We start from the raw sequence: 17,704 nt of genomic DNA on the forward strand, positions 1-17,704 counted from the left end.
GCTCGCATCTAAGCGCTACCGGCAGGGGTAGTTGGACTTCGTGCAGGTGACGCCGGAGTTATACGAGTCGTTGAAGTGGGCGTAGTACCCGTCATAGAGCGGGTGCGTCGTCCCGGTCTCGCCCGCCAACTTGACGAAGATCTCCTCGTTCTCGTTGAGCGCGTCCTGGGACCAGTTCTGCGAGCCCGTGTACACCCGGTACTGGTACGCGGAGCCGTACTTGCCGTACACGAGGAAGAACTTGTCGTGCACCTTGTCGTGCCGGCGGATGTTCACCCCCGCATCCAGCAGCGAGTTGTAGACCGACTGCGCCATGTCGATGCCGTCGGTCGAGTTCCCGCTCACCACCATCCACACCGCGCAGCCCCCGTTGCGGTAGCGCAGCACCTGGTTGAGTAGCTCCGGGCGCCCCGTGGTGACGAACGCCATGCCAATGCGCAGGCGGCAGTTCGCGTCCGGCGTGACGTCGTTCAGCCGCGTGACGATGGTGTCCGTCTGGCCCACGGCCTCGGGCGAGGCGTAGACGTCCGCAGGGTTGGACAGGTAGTAGCCCCGGCCGCTCGCCGAGTCGTAGTAGTCATTGTTGGCGTAGTGCCGCCGGTTCCACATGTCCGAGAAGTGGGCGTTGAGCCCGTCGTACAGCGTGACGGCGTCATACACGGTGATGGCGTTGTTGGACGCATCCGGTCCGCTCGCGTACGTCAGGTTCGATGAGCCGAACCAGGACACGTTCGGGTAGAGCACCCCGCTGGGATCCGTCGCCTGGCTGAACGTGAACATCTTCGTGTGCATATTGCCGGCGCTGCTCGTGCCGATGCAGCCCCCGCCACCACTCGCGTTGGTGCAGAACTTCGCGTTGGCGATCTTCTTGAGGGTCGCCACCGCCGGATCCGTGGAGGCTGCGTTCTTCCCATCCAGCACCAGGGACACAGAGACGCCCCGCGTCTGCGCCGCCAGCAGCGCATCCGCCACGCCATCAATGCTGATGGAGTGAATGGCGCCCCGGATGGTGCCACCCGCGGGCGTGCTGTGGATGAGCCGCTTCAGCTCGTCCGTGATGGTGTAGTCCCGGCCCGAGAACGCGGGCGGGTTGCTGAAGTGTGCCCAGACCCGCTTGCCGCCCACCGTCCCCGTCGCGGAGCTGATCCCCGCCTGAACGACGCCGGTCTCCTCGCCCAGGAGCTCTTCTTCCTCGGGAGAGCGAGGCGCGCAGGCGGTGAGCGCCGCCGCGCTGAGAGCCACTGCCAGTGCCTGCAGAACCGCCTCAATGTTTGTCCGCGAACGCATCTGCTCCCTCCAGGGGCTCGACAACCCGAGAAAGCCAGAATCACGGAGATAATGATAAATCAAGTGCTCCAGGAGCCGGTGACTTTCGATATTGAAAATGAGAACCATTATCAAATAGGGTCGCGGCCCGAAGTCTTCCTCTCTCTGCACACGCCCCCTGGACAGGACTGTGGCCATGAACTCCTCCACCGAAGTGAGACCGATGAATCGCGAGACCCGAGCCCGATGGGTATGGGCGATGATGATGATGTCGATGGTGCCGCTGTGGGCAGGCTGCGGCACGGACGACGAGCCCGAGCCCGCACCGAAGTGTGAGGCCAGCGCCGTGCGGTGCACCGAGCAGAGCATCGACCAGCTCGACCTGCTCACCACCGTGTCCACGGGAGAGATTCGCGAGGAGGGAACCACCTCCGGCCAGTTCCATACCTATGTGGATGCTCGCGCGGGCGGGCTCACGCCCACGCAGTCCTATACCTACGTCAGCTTCACCGAGCAGGGGCTGACCCGGGTGTCGGTGGATGATCAGGCGGCACTGGCGTCGACGGACTGGGACATTGCCTTCCGCCGCTTCGTCATCCGGGTGAACAGCGGCGTCTCGGGGCCCTCCTGCGTCTCCGTGGCGCAGGCCCCGGTGGGCACGACCTTTGACTCGGTGACCCGGGTGGACCCCGCGTGGCAGTTCCGCACGGAGAACTACTTCACGGAGACCTGCGAGCTCGTCGAGGACGACACCGGCATCGGCGCGCCGGCCGCGGTGATGGGCAGCTACTGGTCCTACGAGAGCTGTCTGGTCATGACGGGCAACGTCTTCGTGCTGCGTCTGGCCGACAGCCGCCACGTCAAGGTGCAGGTGACGAGCTACTACGAGCCCTCGGTCCAGGAGACGTGCAACCAGACGGGGAGCGCGACCCAGCCGAGCGGCGCGGCGCAGTTCCGGGTCAAGTGGGCCTTCCTCCCGTGAGGTGGGCGGCGCTGGCGGTCCTCGCCTTCGCCGGGTGTGGCCCGGGCCACTCAGCGCCCGAGCCACATGACCGCTCACAGGCCGCGTTGTTGGCGGAGAGCCGGCCGACCTCTCCGTCCTCGAGCCTGCCGCGCTTCGAGGCCACCGAGCAGGTGGAGTCCGTGGTGTCCCCTGGGGCGCATTTCCGCATCCACTTCACGCGCAGCGGGCCCAATGCGGTGAAGGCTGCGGATGCCGATGGCAATGGCATCCCGGATGCGGTCGACATCGTGGCTCGGACCTACGATCGGGTCGCGGCCTTCTACGCGGGGCTGGGCTACCTGCCTCCGCCCGAGGACTCCTGGCTGCCGGGAGACTTCGGCGGAGACGGGCTCTTCGATGTCTACCTGTTGGACTTCGCCGGGCGTGCGGACGGGGCGTTCCGGACAGATGGTTGCCAGGGCGCGGAGAGCCAGTGCTCGGGGCACATGCTCCAGGAGAATGACTTCACCGGGTACAGCTACCGCTCCTATGAGGAGGCGGTGGACACGCTGGCCAGCCATGAGTTCTTCCATGCCGTGCAGGCCGCCTACCACCCCAACCTCGGGAGCGTGGCGGTGGAGGGCACCGCGGTCTGGGCGACGGAGCGCTTCGCCCCGGCCTTGGAGGATCTGGAGCAGTTCTCCTCCGCGTACCTCGATCGGCCGGATCGCAGCCTGGTCGTGGATCCCGACGGGCCGGGCAGCTTCTCCTACGGCTCCTCGCTCTACTTTCAGTTCTTGAGCGAGCGCTTCGGAGACCGGCTCATCCTGTCGATGTGGGAGGAGAGCGTCCGCACCCCCAGCGTGCGCTGGCCGGCGCTGGTGGATACCGTGCTGCGCCGCGATTCGGGCGCGGACTTCGACCGTGCCTTCGCGGAGTTTGCCCAGTGGAACATGGCCACCGGTTCACATGCCCGGCCGGGCCAGGGGTACGCGCGCGGCGAGGGCTATGCCGAGCTCACCTCCTCCTCCAAGACCTTCCCAGTGGATGAGCCCTCGGTGCGGGTGGCTCCTGCCTCGACGCGATACTTCGAGGTGGCGGGAGCACAGAACATCTCCGTGAGCTTCCAGCCCACGGATGATGCGGAGACAGGGGCGCTCCACCTCCTGGTGGCAGTGGTGGGCCAGGACGGCACGCTCCAGGTGACCCGGGCGGACAGTCCAGGGGCTCTGCTCGCCCAGGTGTCCGCGCAGGGTGCCTCCCGCGTGCTGGTGGCGGTCGTGGATGGGCGCCACCAAGGGCTGGGGCGGTACGGGCGGCTCTGCATCACGGACACCGCCACCGGCTCGCCTTGCGGCGGGGACGCTCCCTCCGATGGCGAGGACAAGGACACGGGCTGCCAGTCAGCCCCCGGCGGATGGACGTGGTGGCTGTCCTGGCTGGTGCTGGCCGCTGGCGGGTACCGCCCCCTCCGGAAGCGGTCTCACCTCGAAGCTTCGCGCTGAGAGGCCGTGGCGCTCACGCCCCGCTCCACGAAGCGCTCGAGGGTTGCCCGGATCTGCGCGCGCATGTTGGCGGCCGATTCGGGCTTTCCCTCGCGCTGGCGCTGCCGGTAGGTCTCCGCGAGCGCGAAGAGCTCCTCCGAGCGCCTCCGCCCCTCGGCGTTCTCTCTCATCGTGAGGTGGGGATGGGCCTGGAAGAGGGCGTGCCACTCCTGGCGCACCTCGCTCCAGAAGCCCTGCGTGTCCGTCCAGTAGGCGCTCGCCTCGGGCAGGCTCTGGGCCTCCGGCAGCCGGGTGTAGACGTTGAGTCCCCGCTCCCGTACCAGCGCATGCGGCACCGGGCCGAGCACCACCTTCAGGCTGTCCTGCTCGTGCACCCAGCCCGTGGGCGTCAAGGCGTGCCGGTTGGTGCCAGTCAGGACGTCGTAGTCGCTCCGCTTCGTGTACTCGCGGCGCGGCAAGGGGCGCCATGTCTCGCCGGACTGCCAGGAGGACACTCCGCGAGCATGGGTCCAGCGCCCCGAGCCCTCATACCGAGGCCCATCGTCGACCTCGAACACGGCTTGGCTCCACGTACACCGGGCCTCCGCCGGGGACAGCGCATGGTGCTCCCATGACTGGCGGCCGCGAAACTCGAGCAACTCGGTGTCCTCGAACGTCCAGTCCTGGCGCCAGTGCTTGAGGGGCGCTGGCTGTCCGTCTTTCGTCACCACCAGGATGTGCTGGAGCGACACGCGCCCCGGCGTGTCCTCCACCACCCCCACCCACTCCGTCCCCGTGGTGCGGTAGGGAGCCCGCGGCGTGTAGCCCTCGCTGAGGCTCACCGTCTCTTCAAAGGCGAACTCCACCCGGTAGCTTCCCGCCATGCGAAGAATCGCGGCCCTGTCGCGCTCCGGATCACACCCCTCTGCCGCCGGCGCTTCCACCTGGACCGTGGGGGAGATGCTCCGAGGCGCGCAGGCCAGGGTCAGTGTGAGCAGGGCCCAGCGCGGCACAGGGCTCCTCCGTGGCTCCGTTGTGTGGAACGTCATGGGATGCCCTCCGGTTGAGATGGGAAGCCGGTGTTGAAGGTGTGAGCTGTCACTTCATGGGCGTGCGTGTCCCAGCCCTATCCTTGAGGGGCAGGCGGCTTCACGCTCCCCCAGTGGAGCTGGAACATCGCTGGGGTCCCTGCCGCGTCGTAGTAGGACAGGATCCGCACCTTGAAGTAGGCGCCCTCATCCGTCCGGACGACATAGAGCATGCTGCGCGGCGAGAGCTGGTGCGTCCTCGGGTCGTAGCTGTACCAGGCCGTTCCCGACTCGAAGGCGGTGTCCGGGTCCGTGTTCTCGTCGGCACCATCCTCCGCGTCGGTGACGTACCCCTCCGCGGGGGCTTGGCTCACCTGGGCAAAGTCCGCGTCCGCAAGGATGGCCGCCGCTACGGCTCCGCTGCCATTCACGCCTCCCCGGACGCGGATGTGAAACCGCTGGAAGGCCAAGTCCCACTGCTTGTCCTCGGTCCCCTCTACCTGCTGACGCTGATCCAGGTCGAAGCCGATCCACTTCTCCGAGCTCGTCGCGTCGAGGGTGGTGGTGAGGGTGCCGTCGCCGTTGTCCACGTGGCGGATGTTCGGCTCTTGCGGCGCGTTGCCAGGATCCTCGATGTCGGGAACGTCGTCGGGATTCGGCTGGAGGTCCGGGCCACAGGCCGCCAGCCACCCCGTGAGGAGCAGCACCGAGGCGAGGGGACGGCGGAGCGCGGGGCGAAGGGGCAGGGCACGCATGCGAGTCACCTGAGGGAAAGCGAGGAGCATCAGAGCTGGAAGGACAGCCCGGCTTGGAAGGTGCGAGGCAGGATGGGCAGATCCGTGGTGTTGCCAGTCGCGGTGAGGTTGGAGCCGGCCACGAAGAGGCGGAAGCCCGCGGGGAGCTGCTGAGAGGCGCGGGCGTCCAGCGAGACGTAGGGGTCGGACTGATACGGGTCCGCGGTCCCATCCCCGTCCACGTCCGGGTAGAAGGGGCGGGGGCCCACGAGCGCGCCGCGCACCCACGCCTCCAGTCCCCAGGGCCGGAAGCGCCAGGTGGCCTGGGCCGTGAAGCGGTGGCGGGCCTGGCCCTCCAGGGGCTCTCCGGTGGTCTGATCCCTGCCGACCGTGAGCGTGTAGCTGGCGTCCACGGTGAGGCCGCCGGGGATGCGCTGGCGCAGGCCCACTTCGCCTCCGCGGACGCTGGCCCGCTCGAGGTTGGTGTAGATGAAGTGCTGCCCCTCCGTGTCTTGCCGGAGCGAGATGGTGATCATGTCCCGCAGCGAGTGCTGATAGCCACTCAGCCAGAGCAGAGTCGGCGCGGCGGGCCGCAACTCCACGGACAGGTTCACGCTGCGGGAGCGCTCGGGCTGCAGGTCCGGATTGCCGCGCACGGTGTAGCCCACCGAGGGATTCTCGAAGTCGAGCAGCAGCTCCTGGAAGCTGGGCGCACGCAGCCCCCAGCCATAGCTGGCCCGGAGCGTGACGCGGGAATGCGGATCCAGCCGCAGTGCGAGCCGCGGCGTGATGGCAGGGCCGAACTGCGAGTCCAGATCGAGCCGCGCCCCCGGGACGAGGATGAGGCGCGGCTGGAGGAGCACCGTCCAGTTGTCCTGCACGTAGAGCGACGCGCGGCCCCGCTGCCCGCTCCCGCTGTCCAGCCGGTCCGCTGCGAGGTGCTCTCCGAGCAGCTCCACGCCTTGGATGAGCACATGCCGCTCTCCGAGCTTCAGATCGAGCTGACCGCCGAGCTGGGCCAGCTGATCCCGCGTGTCCTCCACCGAGTCGAGCGCGGTCCCCTGGCGCTGGTCGAGCAGGTAGCGGCGCTTGAACCCCGTGTAGTACGCCTCCGTGCGGAGGCTCATCGTGTCACTGAGCCGCCAGGAGGGCGACAGCCTCACGGACAAGGTGTCATCCCGGCTGGCGCGGTCGAAGGTGGCGCCCGTCGCTCCGAGGTCGACTCCGCGCTGGACGCGCCGGGAGTAGGACAGCGTGCTGGCCAGCTCCGAAGACTCCCCGCGCACGTCCCCGCGAGCGGAGACCTGGAAGCCCGCGAGGCTGCTGCCCGTGGTGCCAATGTCCGCGGGCTCCAAATCGTAGGCATCGCGGCGCTGTAGGCCTCCACTCACCCGCAGGCCCCAGTCCTCCCGCTGCATCTCACCCGTGGCGTCCACGTCGGCCTGCCGCAGGCTCCCGTACGTCACACGAAGGTCGGCGCCGAGCGGGCGGCGGGCCCGGCGGGTGATGAGGTTCACCACTCCCGCCACCGCGTCACTTCCATAGAGGACCGAGGAGGGACCTTTGACGATCTCCACCTGCTCGATGTCCTCCAGAGAGATGCGGGACAAGTCCACCGCGCCATTGACGCGCCCGTTGACCCGCTCGCCGTCCACGAGGACCAGCGCGTACTCGGGCCCGAGTCCCTGCACTTGGAGGGTGGCCCCCGAGAACGTGGACTGCACCTCCAGCCCCGGCTGGGCGCCGAGCAGCTCCGCGACGCTCTGGGCCCCACTGGCCACGATCTCCGCGCGGGTGATGACCTCGGTCGCGACCGGAGTGTCCTCCAGCCGCTCGGGAGAACGGGCGGCCGTCACCACTGTCTGCGCGGGAGGAGCCTCCACGCCGCCGTCAGAGGGCTCCTCGCCCCAGGCCCTCCACGGAATGGCGACCGCCACGAAGAGAAGACACCAGCGCCCCGACATAGATAACCACGATATTGATACTGATTATCAAAGTCAAATATGTCAGGGAGACAACTTCTTCCTATTGTCGGGATTCGTATGCTCCTTCGCCCACTGGCCCTTGTTGCTGCGCTGTTACTCGCTGCATGTGGATCGGACCCTGGCGCCCCGCGCGGCCCCTTGCCAGACCCAGACACGCAGGCGCCGCAGGTTCAGGTCCTGTCGCCCACGATGCACCAGAGCATCACCGTGCGGCGCGTGCGCGTGGAGGGGCTGGCCACGGATGATCGGCAGCTGGTGTCCCTCGCCTGGGAGCTCAATGGCGGGACGCCGCAAGCGCTGGACGTGACGCAGCTGGAGGCTCTGGGCGCCTTTGCCTTCGAGGTGACTCCCCGCCCGGGTGCCAACGCGTTGGTGCTGCGCGCCCAGGACGCCGCTGGCAACACCACGGAGGGGCGCACCACCTTCCTGTTCGGAAACCAGAGCGGAGGCGGCGGGCTGCACAGCGGGGTGATCCGTGACGGCTCCCTCTACACCTGGGGCCGGAACAACCGGGGGCAGCTCGGCCTCGGCGCCGCGGTGACGGAGGACCAGAAGCTGCCGCGGAAGGTGCCGACCCTCGAGGATGTCGCCGCCATGGCCTTCAACCAGAACCAGTCCCTGGCGCTGAAGGCGGACGGCACCGTGTGGAGCTGGGGCGAGAACGCGCAGGGGCAGCTTGGCGTGGGGACTCCGCCCGAGCCGGGCTCACCCCACACGGCGGACCTCACGCCTCGCTCGAGCCCCACGCGGATTCCGGGGCTGAGCGGCGTGGTGGCCATCGCGCTGGGCTACCGCCATGGTCTGGTGCTGATGGCGGATGGCACCGTGCGAGCCTTTGGGGACAACTCCACCGGCCAACTGGGGGATGGCTCCTCGGAGGCCCTCAGGGACTCCCCCGTCACGGCCGTGGGGCTGACGGACATCGTGAAGGTGGCCGGTGGCTCCATGCACTCGGTGGCGTTGAGGGCGGACGGCACCGTCTGGGTCTGGGGGCGCAACACCTACGGCAACCTCGGCCAGGGCACTTCGGATGCGGTGGCCCATCCCAATCCCGTGCAGGTGCCCGGTGTCACCGGGGTGATCGACATCGCCACGGGCAGGGACCACGTGCTCGCTTTGCACGCGGATGGGACGGTCTCCTCGTGGGGGCTGGATGCCAGTGGCCAGCTCGGCTTTGGCGAGCCCATCCCGGACGAGCAAAGCGCCACGCCCGTGAAGGTCAAAGGGCTGGCGGATGCGCGCGCCGTCTTCGCCAACGCCAACATGAGCTATGCCCGGCGGGCGGATGGCACGCTCGTCTCCTGGGGGCAGAACTTCAACGGCCAGCTCGGCAACGGCGGCAAGACGGACAGCAACGTTCCTGTGACTTCAGTTCCTCTGCTCAAGGGGCTCTCCTCGTTGGGGGCGGGCGCCACGCACGTCGTCTCCATCCGTGAGGATGGGAAGTTCTTCACGTGGGGGTGGAACTCGCGCGGCAGCCTGGGCCGGGATGATCTGCTCGATAACTGGTCCTACCCTGAGCCGATCCAGGTCTCGCTGCCATGAGAGGTCCGGGCCTGGCGCTGCTGGTGGTGTGGCTGGCGAGCTCCGCCTGCAGCCCGGGAGATGCCCCGGTTCCGTTTCCTCCCGAGGAAGAGCCCGCGCCGTCCGGACCCGAGCCGCCGCCCCGCCATGACTTCGTGGAGCCTGGCGAGGAGCTGCCAGGCGGCGCAACCACCGTGGTGGATACGAGCCCCGAGGCCTTTACCCATCCCGCGGCGAACCTCTCGGTGGAGAGGCGCTCGGAGTTTCTCGTGGGCGAGGCCTTCTTCGAGGTGGACTGGCTCGTGGCGCCCAACGCCCGGACGGATCGGGACGGGCTGGGCCCGCTCTATCATGCGGTCTCCTGTCTGGCGTGCCATCAGCGCAACGGGAGAGGCGCTCCGCCCAGTCCGGGGGAGGGCGTGCTCTCGTTGCTGGTGCGGATGAGTGTGCCGGGCGCGGACGCCCAGGGCGCTCCTGTGCCGGAGCCTACCTACGGAGATCAGCTGCAGCCCCGTGCCGTAGCGGGTGTTCCGCCCGAAGCCTCCGTGCAGGTGCGCACCACGGAGCTGCCGGGGGCCTTCGAGGACGGTGAGCCCTATGCGCTCGAGGCTCCCGAGTACGTCCTCACGGATCTGGCCCATGGCCCGCTGCGGCCCGACACGCGCTTGTCACCGCGGGTGGCCCAGCCGGTGTTCGGCCTTGGCCTGTTGGCGGCCGTGCCCGAGGCGCTCCTGCTGGAGTGGGCGGATGCCGAGGACGCGAACGGGGACGGCATCTCCGGCAGGCCCAATCGCGTGTGGAACCGGCGGCTCGGGCAGACCGTACTGGGGCGCTTTGGATGGAAGGCCAACCAGCCGAATCTGGAGCATCAGAATGCCGGTGCTCTGGCGGGCGATATGGGGCTCACTTCGCCGCTGGCGCCCAGTGAGTCCTGCACCTCCGCGCAGGCCGCGTGCCTCGCCGCGCCCAACGGTGGCACGCCCGAGGTGGACGCGCGCAAGCTGACGGCGCTCACCTTCTACACCCATGTCCTCGGAGTGCCCGCCCGCCAGGGGGTGGATGTGCCCCGGGTGCTGCGAGGCAAGGAGCTCTTTCACCGTGCCGGGTGCGCACGGTGCCATCGGCCATCGATGGAGACAGGCGCACTGGAGGGCCACCCCGAGCTGTCCCATCAGCTCATCTGGCCGTACACCGATTTGCTGCTGCATGACATGGGAGCGGGGCTGGCGGACGGACGCGAGGACTTCGCGGCCTCTGGACAGGAGTGGCGCACACCGCCGCTGTGGGGGCTGGGGCGAACAGCGGCCGTGAGTGGACACACGCGCTTGCTCCATGACGGGCGGGCCCGCTCGGTGATGGAGGCCATCCTCTGGCACGGAGGCGAGGCCGAGGCGTCACGCGAGCACGTCCGGCGGCTCACGCGCGAGGAGCGCACGGCCCTCCTCGCATTCCTCGAGTCCCTCTGAGCGGGGTCTGAGTGCCAGAAGACGTGCCGGTGACCACCGTAAGAGAATGAAGGGAGCTCCGTCAGCCAGGGTGAAAGGAACAGAGCAATGAACCACCCTCACCCTCCTGAGAAGCATTCCCACGCCCACTCGCACGCTCCGGTACCGGCCGAGGGCGACACCCGGCCCGTGGACCCCGTCTGCGGCATGAAGGTGAACCCCGAGGCCCCCAAGGGAGGCACTTCCGAGTACGAGGGCCACACCTACTTCTTTTGCAATCCGAAGTGCCGGGAGAAGTTCCGCGCCGAGCCGCTGAAGTACCTGAAGCCCCAGGCGGAGCCACTCCTCCCCGCTCCGGCGGGGACGACGTACATCTGCCCGATGGACCCCGAGGTCCGGCAGGACCATCCGGGGGCCTGTCCGAAGTGCGGCATGGCGCTGGAGCCCGAGGCGCCCGTGCTGGAGACGAAGACGGAGTACGTCTGTCCCATGCACCCGGAGGTGGTGCAGGACCACCCGGGAACCTGCCCGAAGTGCGGCATGGCGCTGGAGCCGCGCACCGCCGTGGCCGAGGAGAAGCCTGACCCGGAGCTGATCAGCATGACGCGCCGGTTCTGGGTGTCGCTGGTGCTCACCGTGCCTGGGGTCTTCCTGGGGATGTCGGACCTGATTCCCGGGCAGCCGGTGCAGCGGATGTTCTCGCCGGGCCTGCTGGCGTGGGTGCAGCTCGTGCTGGCCTCTCCGGTGGTGCTGTGGGGCGGGTGGCCCTTCTTCGAGCGGGGCTGGGCCTCGGTGCGCAACCGGCACCTGAACATGTTCACGCTCATCGCGCTGGGCACGGGCGCGGCGTACCTCTTCAGCGTCTTCGCCACGCTCTTCCCGAGCACACTGCCGCACGCCTTCACTGGCCACGGAGGCAGCATCCCCGTCTACTTCGAGGCGGCCGCGGCCATCACCACGCTCGTGTTGGTGGGACAGGTGCTGGAACTGCGCGCGCGCCGTGCCACGTCGGGAGCGCTCCGGGCCCTGCTGAGCCTGGCGCCCGCCACGGCCCGCCGCATCCGTGAGGACGGACAGGAGGAAGACATCCCGCTGGCGCACGTGCACGCGGGGGAGCGGCTGCGCGTGCGTCCGGGCGAGAAGGTGCCCGTGGACGGAGTGGTGCTGGAGGGGAGGAGCGCGGTGGACGAGTCCATGGTGACGGGCGAGTCCCTGCCAGTGGAGAAGGCGCCGGGCCTGAAGGTGACGGGCGGCACCGTCAACGGGACGGGGAGCCTCATCATGCGGGCCGAGCGGGTGGGGCGGGACACCCTGCTGGCGCGCATCGTCCAGCGGGTGAGCGAGGCCCAGCGCAGCCGGGCGCCCATCCAGCGGCTGGCGGACAAGGTGTCGGCCCTCTTCGTGCCAGCGGTCATCGCGGTAGCGGTGGTCACGGCCATCATCTGGGGCATGTGGGGGCCAGAGCCTCGGCTGGCGCATGCGCTGGTGAACGCAGTGGCGGTGCTCATCATCGCCTGCCCGTGCGCGCTGGGTCTGGCTACGCCCATCTCGGTGGTGGTGGGCATGGGGCGAGGGGCGCAGGCGGGCGTGCTCATCCGGGACGCGGCTGCGCTCGAGCGGCTGGAGAAGGTGGACACGCTGGTGGTGGACAAGACGGGGACGCTCACGGAGGGCAAGCCGCGGCTGGTGTCGGTGGTGCCCTCGGCGGGCTTCGCGGAGGCGCAGCTGCTCCGGCTCGCCGCGAGCCTGGAGCGCGGCAGCGAGCACCCACTGGCTGCTGCCATCGTGGCCGGAGCGCAGGAGCGGGGCGTGGTGCTGGCGCAGGTGCAGGACTTCCGCTCGCTGACGGGCCAGGGCGTGACGGGCAAGGTGGATGGAACCGCCGTGGCGCTGGGCAACGCGGCGCTGCTGGCCGTGCTGGAGACGGATGCTGGCGCGCTGTCCGAGCAGGCCGAGTCGCTGCGGCGCGAGGGGCAGACGGTGGTCTACGTGGTGGCGGAGGGGCAGCCGGCCGGGTTGCTCGGGGTGGCGGATCCGGTCAAGGCGTCCACGCCCGAGGCGCTCGCGCTGTTGCGCCAAGAGGGCCTGCGGGTGGTGATGCTCACGGGGGACAGCCGCACCACAGCGGAGGCGGTGGCGCGCAGGCTGAGCATCACCGAGGTCGTGGCGGAAGTGCTCCCGGAGGCCAAGGGAGACGTGGTGAAGAAGCTCCAGGCCGAGGGCCGGGTGGTGGCGATGGCGGGAGACGGCGTCAACGACGCTCCGGCGCTCGCGCAGGCGGACGTAGGCATCGCCATGGGCACGGGGACGGACATCGCCATGGAGAGCGCGGGTGTGACCCTGGTGAAGGGAGACCTGCGAGGCATCGCCCGGGCGAGGAAGCTCAGCCAGGGCACGCTGCGCAACATCCGGCAGAACCTGTTCTTCGCTTTCGTCTACAACATGCTCGGAGTTCCTCTGGCGGCCGGTGTTCTCTATCCGGCGTTCGGTCTGCTCCTCAGTCCGATGATCGCCAGCGCGGCGATGAGCCTGTCCTCGGTGTCGGTCATCACCAACGCGCTGCGGCTGCGCAAGCTGTCTCTGTAGCGCTCGCTTCCTCGCCTCTTTGGGGTTGGTGGCGTCCTGCTCGCGCCCCACCCTCTCCATTCAAGGACTCAAGGTCTGCCTATGCGCAACGCATTGCTGGTGGTCTGCCTTGTGCTGATTCCCCTGAGCGTCGGGGCGCAGCACTCCCACGCGGAACCTGAAGCGGCCATGGCCTCCGAGGTGAAGTCCGTGCGCGACATTCCGATGATGCGCACGGCCTCGGGCACGGCGTGGCAGCCGGATGCCTCACCTCACATCGGAGTCCACTGGGGCGCGGCAGGCTGGCACTTCATGGTTCACGGCCTGCTCTTTGGCGGGTACGACTGGCAGCAAGGTGCGCGCGGTGGCGATGCCCCGCTTGGGTTGGGGTGGCTGATGCTGATGGCCGACCGCGAACTCGGAGCAGGGCGCCTCGGCGCGCGGGTGATGCTCAGCCCCGAGCCCTTCACCGCCCAGCACCACGGCGGCTATCCGCTGCTGCTCCAGACCGGCGAGACGTACCGGGGCGAGCCCCTGCGAGACCGGCAGCACCCGCACGATCTCTTCATGGAGCTGGCCGCCGTCTATACCCATGTGCTCTCGAACAACTGGGGCTTCCAGCTCTATGCCGCGCCCGCGGGGGAGCCCGCGCTCGGCCCCGCGGCCTTCCCGCATCGCCTGTCCGCCTCGTCGGATCCGCTGGCGGCCCTGAGCCACCACTGGCAGGACTCCACGCACATCTCGTTCGGCGTGCTCACTGCGGGCCTGCTCACGCCCGTGGCAAAGCTGGAGGGCTCCTGGTTCAACGGCCGCGAGCCCGACGAGAACCGCCTCGACATCGACTTCCGGAAGCTCGACGCCTACTCGCTGCGGCTGAGCGTCAACCCCACGCCCGAGGTCAGCGCGCAGGTGTCCTATGGCTACCTCCCCAGCCATGACGTGCTCCACGCGGATGAGCCGCTGCACCGCCTCACGGCCTCGGCCATGTTCCACCGGCCACTCGGTGACGGAGGACTCTGGGCGACGACAGCGGTCTTCGGGCGCAACGTGGAGGGCGAGCACGGCGGCACCAACGCCTACCTCCTGGAGACGAACCTGAACCTGGATGGCCGCAACGTGCTCTTCGGTCGCGCCGAGCTCATCGAGAAGACGGGCCATGATCTGAGCCTGGACGAGCCGCTGGCGGAGGAGACCTTCCCCGTGACTGTGCTCGCCCTGGGCTACCTGCGGAACCTGGGCCACGTAGGGCCCGTGGTGCCAGGAGTGGGCCTCCGTGCGGCGGTGAACTTCGTGCCAGAGCGCCTCGAGTCCACTTATGGCGGACGGACACCTGTCGGTGGCATGCTCTATCTGCGATTGTCTTCCATGCCGTGAGCTTGGGCCGGGGCTCCGGAGTCACTCCCACTTCAGGAGTCTTCGACGATGCGTACTGGCCCTCCCTCTTCGTTTCCCCGGAACCGCCGGCTCCGGCGAACCGTGGCCCACCTGTTGATCGCCATCCCCACGCTGTCGCTCACGGCGTGCTCCGCCGAGGATGACGGAGGTTGCATTCCCTATCCCGAGCGTCCCGGGACGCGGACCTACTACGGGAACTTGCTGGATGGCGGTGTGCCCACGAACGACACCTGCATGGACGTGTGCAGGCCGCAGGTCGCCAATGCCCAGAGCTGCGAGGTGGATAGCGAGACCGTGACCTATTTGGATGGCGGGACGGGCACACGCCCGGTGATCCGGTGCCACTACATCAGTCCGGCATATTGCGGGTCGGATGGGCGCATGCCCGAGGGACTCCAGGCTGCACGGGTGGAGGCGCGGTGTGCCCTGGGCGTCCACTTCGCCCAGATGGCCTGGATGGAGGCCGCCTCGGTGCCCGCCTTCCTCCGGCTCGCGGACGAACTGAAGGCCCACGGGGCTCCCGATTCACTGGTGCGCGCGGCCCGGCGCTCGGCGGGGGATGAGGTCCGCCACACGCGCGCGGCCGGAGCGCTGGCCCAGCGACACGGCGCCTCCGTGCCCGAGGTGGAGCTCGCACCGGTCGCTCCGCGCTCGCTGGAGGCGATGCTGCTGGAGAACGCGAAGGAAGGCTGCGTCCGGGAGACGTTTGGCGCGGTGGTCGCTGGGTGGCAGGCCCAGCATGCGCAGGACGCTCAGGTGCGAGAGGCGCTCCGCCGCATCGCCGAGGATGAGCTCCGCCACGCCGAGCTGGCCTGGGCCGTCGCGGAGTGGGCGGAAGAGCTGCTCACGCCCGAGGAGCGCCAACGGATGAAGGACGCCCGCCTTGAGGCGTTCCACGAGCTGGAGCGCAAGCTGGGCGAGGAGGAGCCCGAGCTGGCGTTGATCCAGCAGGCGGGCGTGCCCTCGCGCGATGCCTCTCTCCAGCTTCTCCGGGGGCTGCGGACCCTGATCGCCTAGCGCTCCCGGCCGCGTACGCTTCTCCTCCGCCCAGGAGAAGCGTGCACGCGGCGAGCGGCTCGCTAGACTGCACCCCATGAGTTCCCGCGAGGAGCCACGTACGCCGGGGGCACCGGCCGGCAACATCTCGGTGGTCCGGCTGCCCAATAGCTGGTTCATCCTCTGTACATCGCGCGAGCTGGGCCACAAGCCCATCTCCCGGATGCTACAGGGTACTCCGCTCGTGCTCTTTCGAGGCGCGGGCGGGCAGCCCGCGGCGCTCTTGGATCGCTGTCCGCACCGCAACGTGCCGCTGTCGCTCGGCCGCGTCGTGGGCGGCCAGCTCCAGTGCGGCTACCACGGGTGGACCTTCGACTCGGCCGGCGAGTGCCGGGCCATCCCCGGCCTCTCCGGAGACACGCGCGCCAAGGCCCGCTGTGCCGCCTCGTACGCGGTGCGGGAGCAGGATGGCTTCGTGTGGGTCTACTCGACGCCCGGGGTGGTGCCCACGACGGAGCCCTATCGCTTCCCGCTGCTGGACGCGCGAGGCTACAGCACGGTGCGCCGCATCGTCCGGGCGCCCGGCTCGCTGCACGCGGCGCTGGAGAACACGCTCGACGTGCCGCACACCGCGTTTCTCCACGGCGGCCTGTTCCGCACCGCCAAGAAGAGCAACGAGATCGAGGTGGTGGTGCGGCGCGGCTCGGATCGGGTGGAGGCCGAGTACATCGGCGAGCCTCGTCCGAAGGGGCTGGTGGGCAAGGTGCTGGCACCGGGTGGAGGGGTGGTGCAGCACTTCGACCGGTTTTTGCTGCCGTCCATCGCTCAGGTGGAGTACCGCATCGGGGATGACAGCCACCTGATGGTGTCCTCGGCGATGACGCCGGTGTCGGACTGGGACACGCTCATCTACGCGGTGGTGACGTTCCGGCTGCCCATTCCGCACTGGCTGGTGAAGCCGTTCCTCACGCCGGTGGCGCTGCACATCTTCTCGCAGGACGCGCGCATCCTGAAGGAGCAGACGGAGACCATCCACCGCTTCGGCACGGAGATGTACGTCTCCTCGGAGCTGGATGTGCTGGGGCCCGCCATCCTCCGATTGCTGCGCTCGGTGGAGCGCGAGAAGCAGGCGTCCTCCTCCGAGCCGGTGCACGAGACCCGGCTCAAGATGCTCGTGTGAGGTCTCTCATGTGGAATGCCGTCATGACCCGGGCTGGGCTCGCAGTCACACTGATGCTCGCCGTGGCCTGTGGCGAGGAGGAAGCGCCAGGCAACGGGCCGCCGCAGAGCAGCGCGATGACCTTGTCGCGCAGCGAGCACGCGGCGGTGTTGCTTCCCTCGGGGAAGGTGCTCGTCTCGGGCGGGGTGGCCAGTAGCAGCCTGAGCACCCAGGTGAGGGGCGCCGAGCTCTACGACCCGGACACGGGTGCCTGGTCCCTGACCGGCTCCCTGAACGAGCCGCGAAACACCCATGAGGCGGTGTTGCTTCCCTCGGGGAAGGTGCTGGTCATGGGAGACGCCCACATTGGCAACACGGCCGAGCTGTATGACCCGGAGCGGGGAACCTGGGAGCGCACGGGGAACATGCTCGGCGGCCGCATGTTTCCCCAGGCGGTGGCGCTGCCCTCGGGCCGCGTCCTCGTGGTGGGAGGCGATCCCGGTGACCCCACAAAGCCCAGCGCGGCCGAGCTGTACGAGCCGGTTACGGGCACCTGGGCCGCGACGGGCTCAGTCACCACTGGGCGGGTGATCAGGCCCGCGGCGGTGCTGCTGCCCTCGGGCAAGGTGCTGCTCTCGGGAGGAGGCTACTCGACACCTGTGGCCGGGGCGGGTCTCTACGATCCGGCCTCTGGCACCTGGAGCAACACTGGGGCGATGAAGACGCCCCACGAGGGCCACAGGGTCACGGTGCTGCCCTCGGGCAAGGTCTTGGTGGTGGGGGGCAAGGGGAGCGGCGGGGTGCTGGCCACGGCGGAGCTGTACGACCCGGCCACGGGCACCTGGAGCCTTGCGGCCTTCATGGCCCAGGGCCGCACGGGACACACGCTCACCCTCTTGCCTTCCGGAAAGGTGCTCGTCACGGGCGGGCGCAATGACACCAGCACGTTCTCCACGGCGGAGCTGTATGACCCGGAGACGGACACCTGGAGCAGCGCGCCTCCCATGGCTGAGCCGCGCAGCGGCCATACGGCCACCTTGCTGCCCTCGGGCGAGGTGCTGATTGCGGGCGGGGCCAGCGATGAGCGCTCGCTCAACTCGTCGGAGCTCTACACGCCCTGACTTCGGCTCTCCGGCCACTCGTGGTATGGGCCGTGGCTGTCTTGGAGTCTCTCGAACCC

The 17,704-nt window shown here is 69.0% G+C and carries 13 protein-coding genes; 9 read left to right on the forward strand and 4 right to left on the reverse strand.

Translation table 11 applies throughout. From position 1 onward, the window contains the following. Positions 1–15: 15 nt before the first annotated feature. Complete coding sequence (locus tag DB31_RS46325) at positions 16–1,287, reverse strand: phospholipase D-like domain-containing protein (RefSeq protein ID WP_083968031.1); 1,272 nt, start codon at positions 1,285–1,287, stop codon at positions 16–18. Positions 1,288–1,489: 202 nt separating this feature from the next. Here DB31_RS46325 and DB31_RS05525 point away from each other — a divergent pair, with 202 nt between their 5' ends. Then, positions 1,490–2,248 carry an HmuY family protein gene (locus DB31_RS05525; protein WP_240486540.1) on the forward strand — a complete coding sequence of 253 codons (759 nt, stop codon included), beginning with the start codon at positions 1,490–1,492 and terminating at the stop codon, positions 2,246–2,248. Beyond that, positions 2,245–3,714 (forward strand): MXAN_6640 family putative metalloprotease, encoded by a 1,470-nt coding sequence (locus DB31_RS05530; protein ID WP_205628468.1) that lies wholly within the window; start codon positions 2,245–2,247, stop codon positions 3,712–3,714. The genes DB31_RS05525 and DB31_RS05530 overlap by 4 nt, the downstream gene beginning before the upstream one ends. On the opposite strand, the gene DB31_RS05535 is transcribed toward DB31_RS05530, so the two are convergent. From DB31_RS05535 to DB31_RS05545, 3 genes are all read right to left on the reverse strand, one after another. After that, the gene (locus DB31_RS05535) at positions 3,693–4,706 is read right to left on the reverse strand and encodes a DUF6607 family protein (protein ID WP_052419737.1); all 1,014 of its coding nucleotides are present in this window, start codon (positions 4,704–4,706) and stop codon (positions 3,693–3,695) included. The two genes, DB31_RS05530 and DB31_RS05535, sit on opposite strands and share 22 nt — an antisense overlap. A 113-nt stretch (positions 4,707–4,819) precedes the next feature. Next, complete coding sequence (locus DB31_RS05540) at positions 4,820–5,476, reverse strand: HmuY family protein (RefSeq protein ID WP_044183979.1); 657 nt, start codon at positions 5,474–5,476, stop codon at positions 4,820–4,822. Positions 5,477–5,505: 29 nt separating this feature from the next. Beyond that, positions 5,506–7,419: a TonB-dependent receptor plug domain-containing protein gene (locus DB31_RS05545; RefSeq protein WP_044183269.1), complete on the reverse strand. Its 1,914-nt coding sequence runs from the start codon at positions 7,417–7,419 to the stop codon at positions 5,506–5,508. 159 nt (positions 7,420–7,578) lie between these two features. On the opposite strand from DB31_RS05545, the gene DB31_RS05550 reads away from it, so the two are divergent. The 7 genes from DB31_RS05550 (at position 7,579) to DB31_RS05580 (ending at position 17,645) form a co-directional block, all read left to right on the forward strand. Next, entirely contained in the window at positions 7,579–8,985 is a 1,407-nt protein-coding gene (locus DB31_RS05550; RefSeq protein WP_240486541.1) for an RCC1 domain-containing protein, read from the forward strand. Further along, positions 8,982–10,430, forward strand: coding sequence for a di-heme oxidoreductase family protein (locus DB31_RS05555; protein ID WP_044183275.1), 1,449 nt, complete (start codon positions 8,982–8,984; stop codon positions 10,428–10,430). The genes DB31_RS05550 and DB31_RS05555 overlap by 4 nt, the downstream gene beginning before the upstream one ends. A gap of 87 nt (positions 10,431–10,517) precedes the next feature. Beyond that, entirely contained in the window at positions 10,518–12,995 is a 2,478-nt protein-coding gene (locus tag DB31_RS05560; protein ID WP_044183278.1) for a heavy metal translocating P-type ATPase, read from the forward strand. 168 nt (positions 12,996–13,163) lie between these two features. Further along, complete coding sequence (locus tag DB31_RS05565) at positions 13,164–14,348, forward strand: hypothetical protein (protein ID WP_157231841.1); 1,185 nt, start codon at positions 13,164–13,166, stop codon at positions 14,346–14,348. A gap of 48 nt (positions 14,349–14,396) precedes the next feature. Further along, positions 14,397–15,386, forward strand: coding sequence for a ferritin-like domain-containing protein (locus DB31_RS05570; RefSeq protein WP_157231842.1), 990 nt, complete (start codon positions 14,397–14,399; stop codon positions 15,384–15,386). Positions 15,387–15,462: 76 nt separating this feature from the next. Next, positions 15,463–16,545 carry an aromatic ring-hydroxylating oxygenase subunit alpha gene (locus DB31_RS05575; RefSeq protein WP_044183284.1) on the forward strand — a complete coding sequence of 361 codons (1,083 nt, stop codon included), beginning with the start codon at positions 15,463–15,465 and terminating at the stop codon, positions 16,543–16,545. Positions 16,546–16,568: 23 nt separating this feature from the next. After that, complete coding sequence (locus DB31_RS05580; protein ID WP_169787011.1) at positions 16,569–17,645, forward strand: Kelch repeat-containing protein; 1,077 nt, start codon at positions 16,569–16,571, stop codon at positions 17,643–17,645. The last annotated feature ends 59 nt before the right edge of the window (positions 17,646–17,704 follow it).

The sequence above is a fragment of the Hyalangium minutum genome (assembly GCF_000737315.1).
In the GTDB taxonomy this organism is placed as follows: domain Bacteria; phylum Myxococcota; class Myxococcia; order Myxococcales; family Myxococcaceae; genus Hyalangium; species Hyalangium minutum.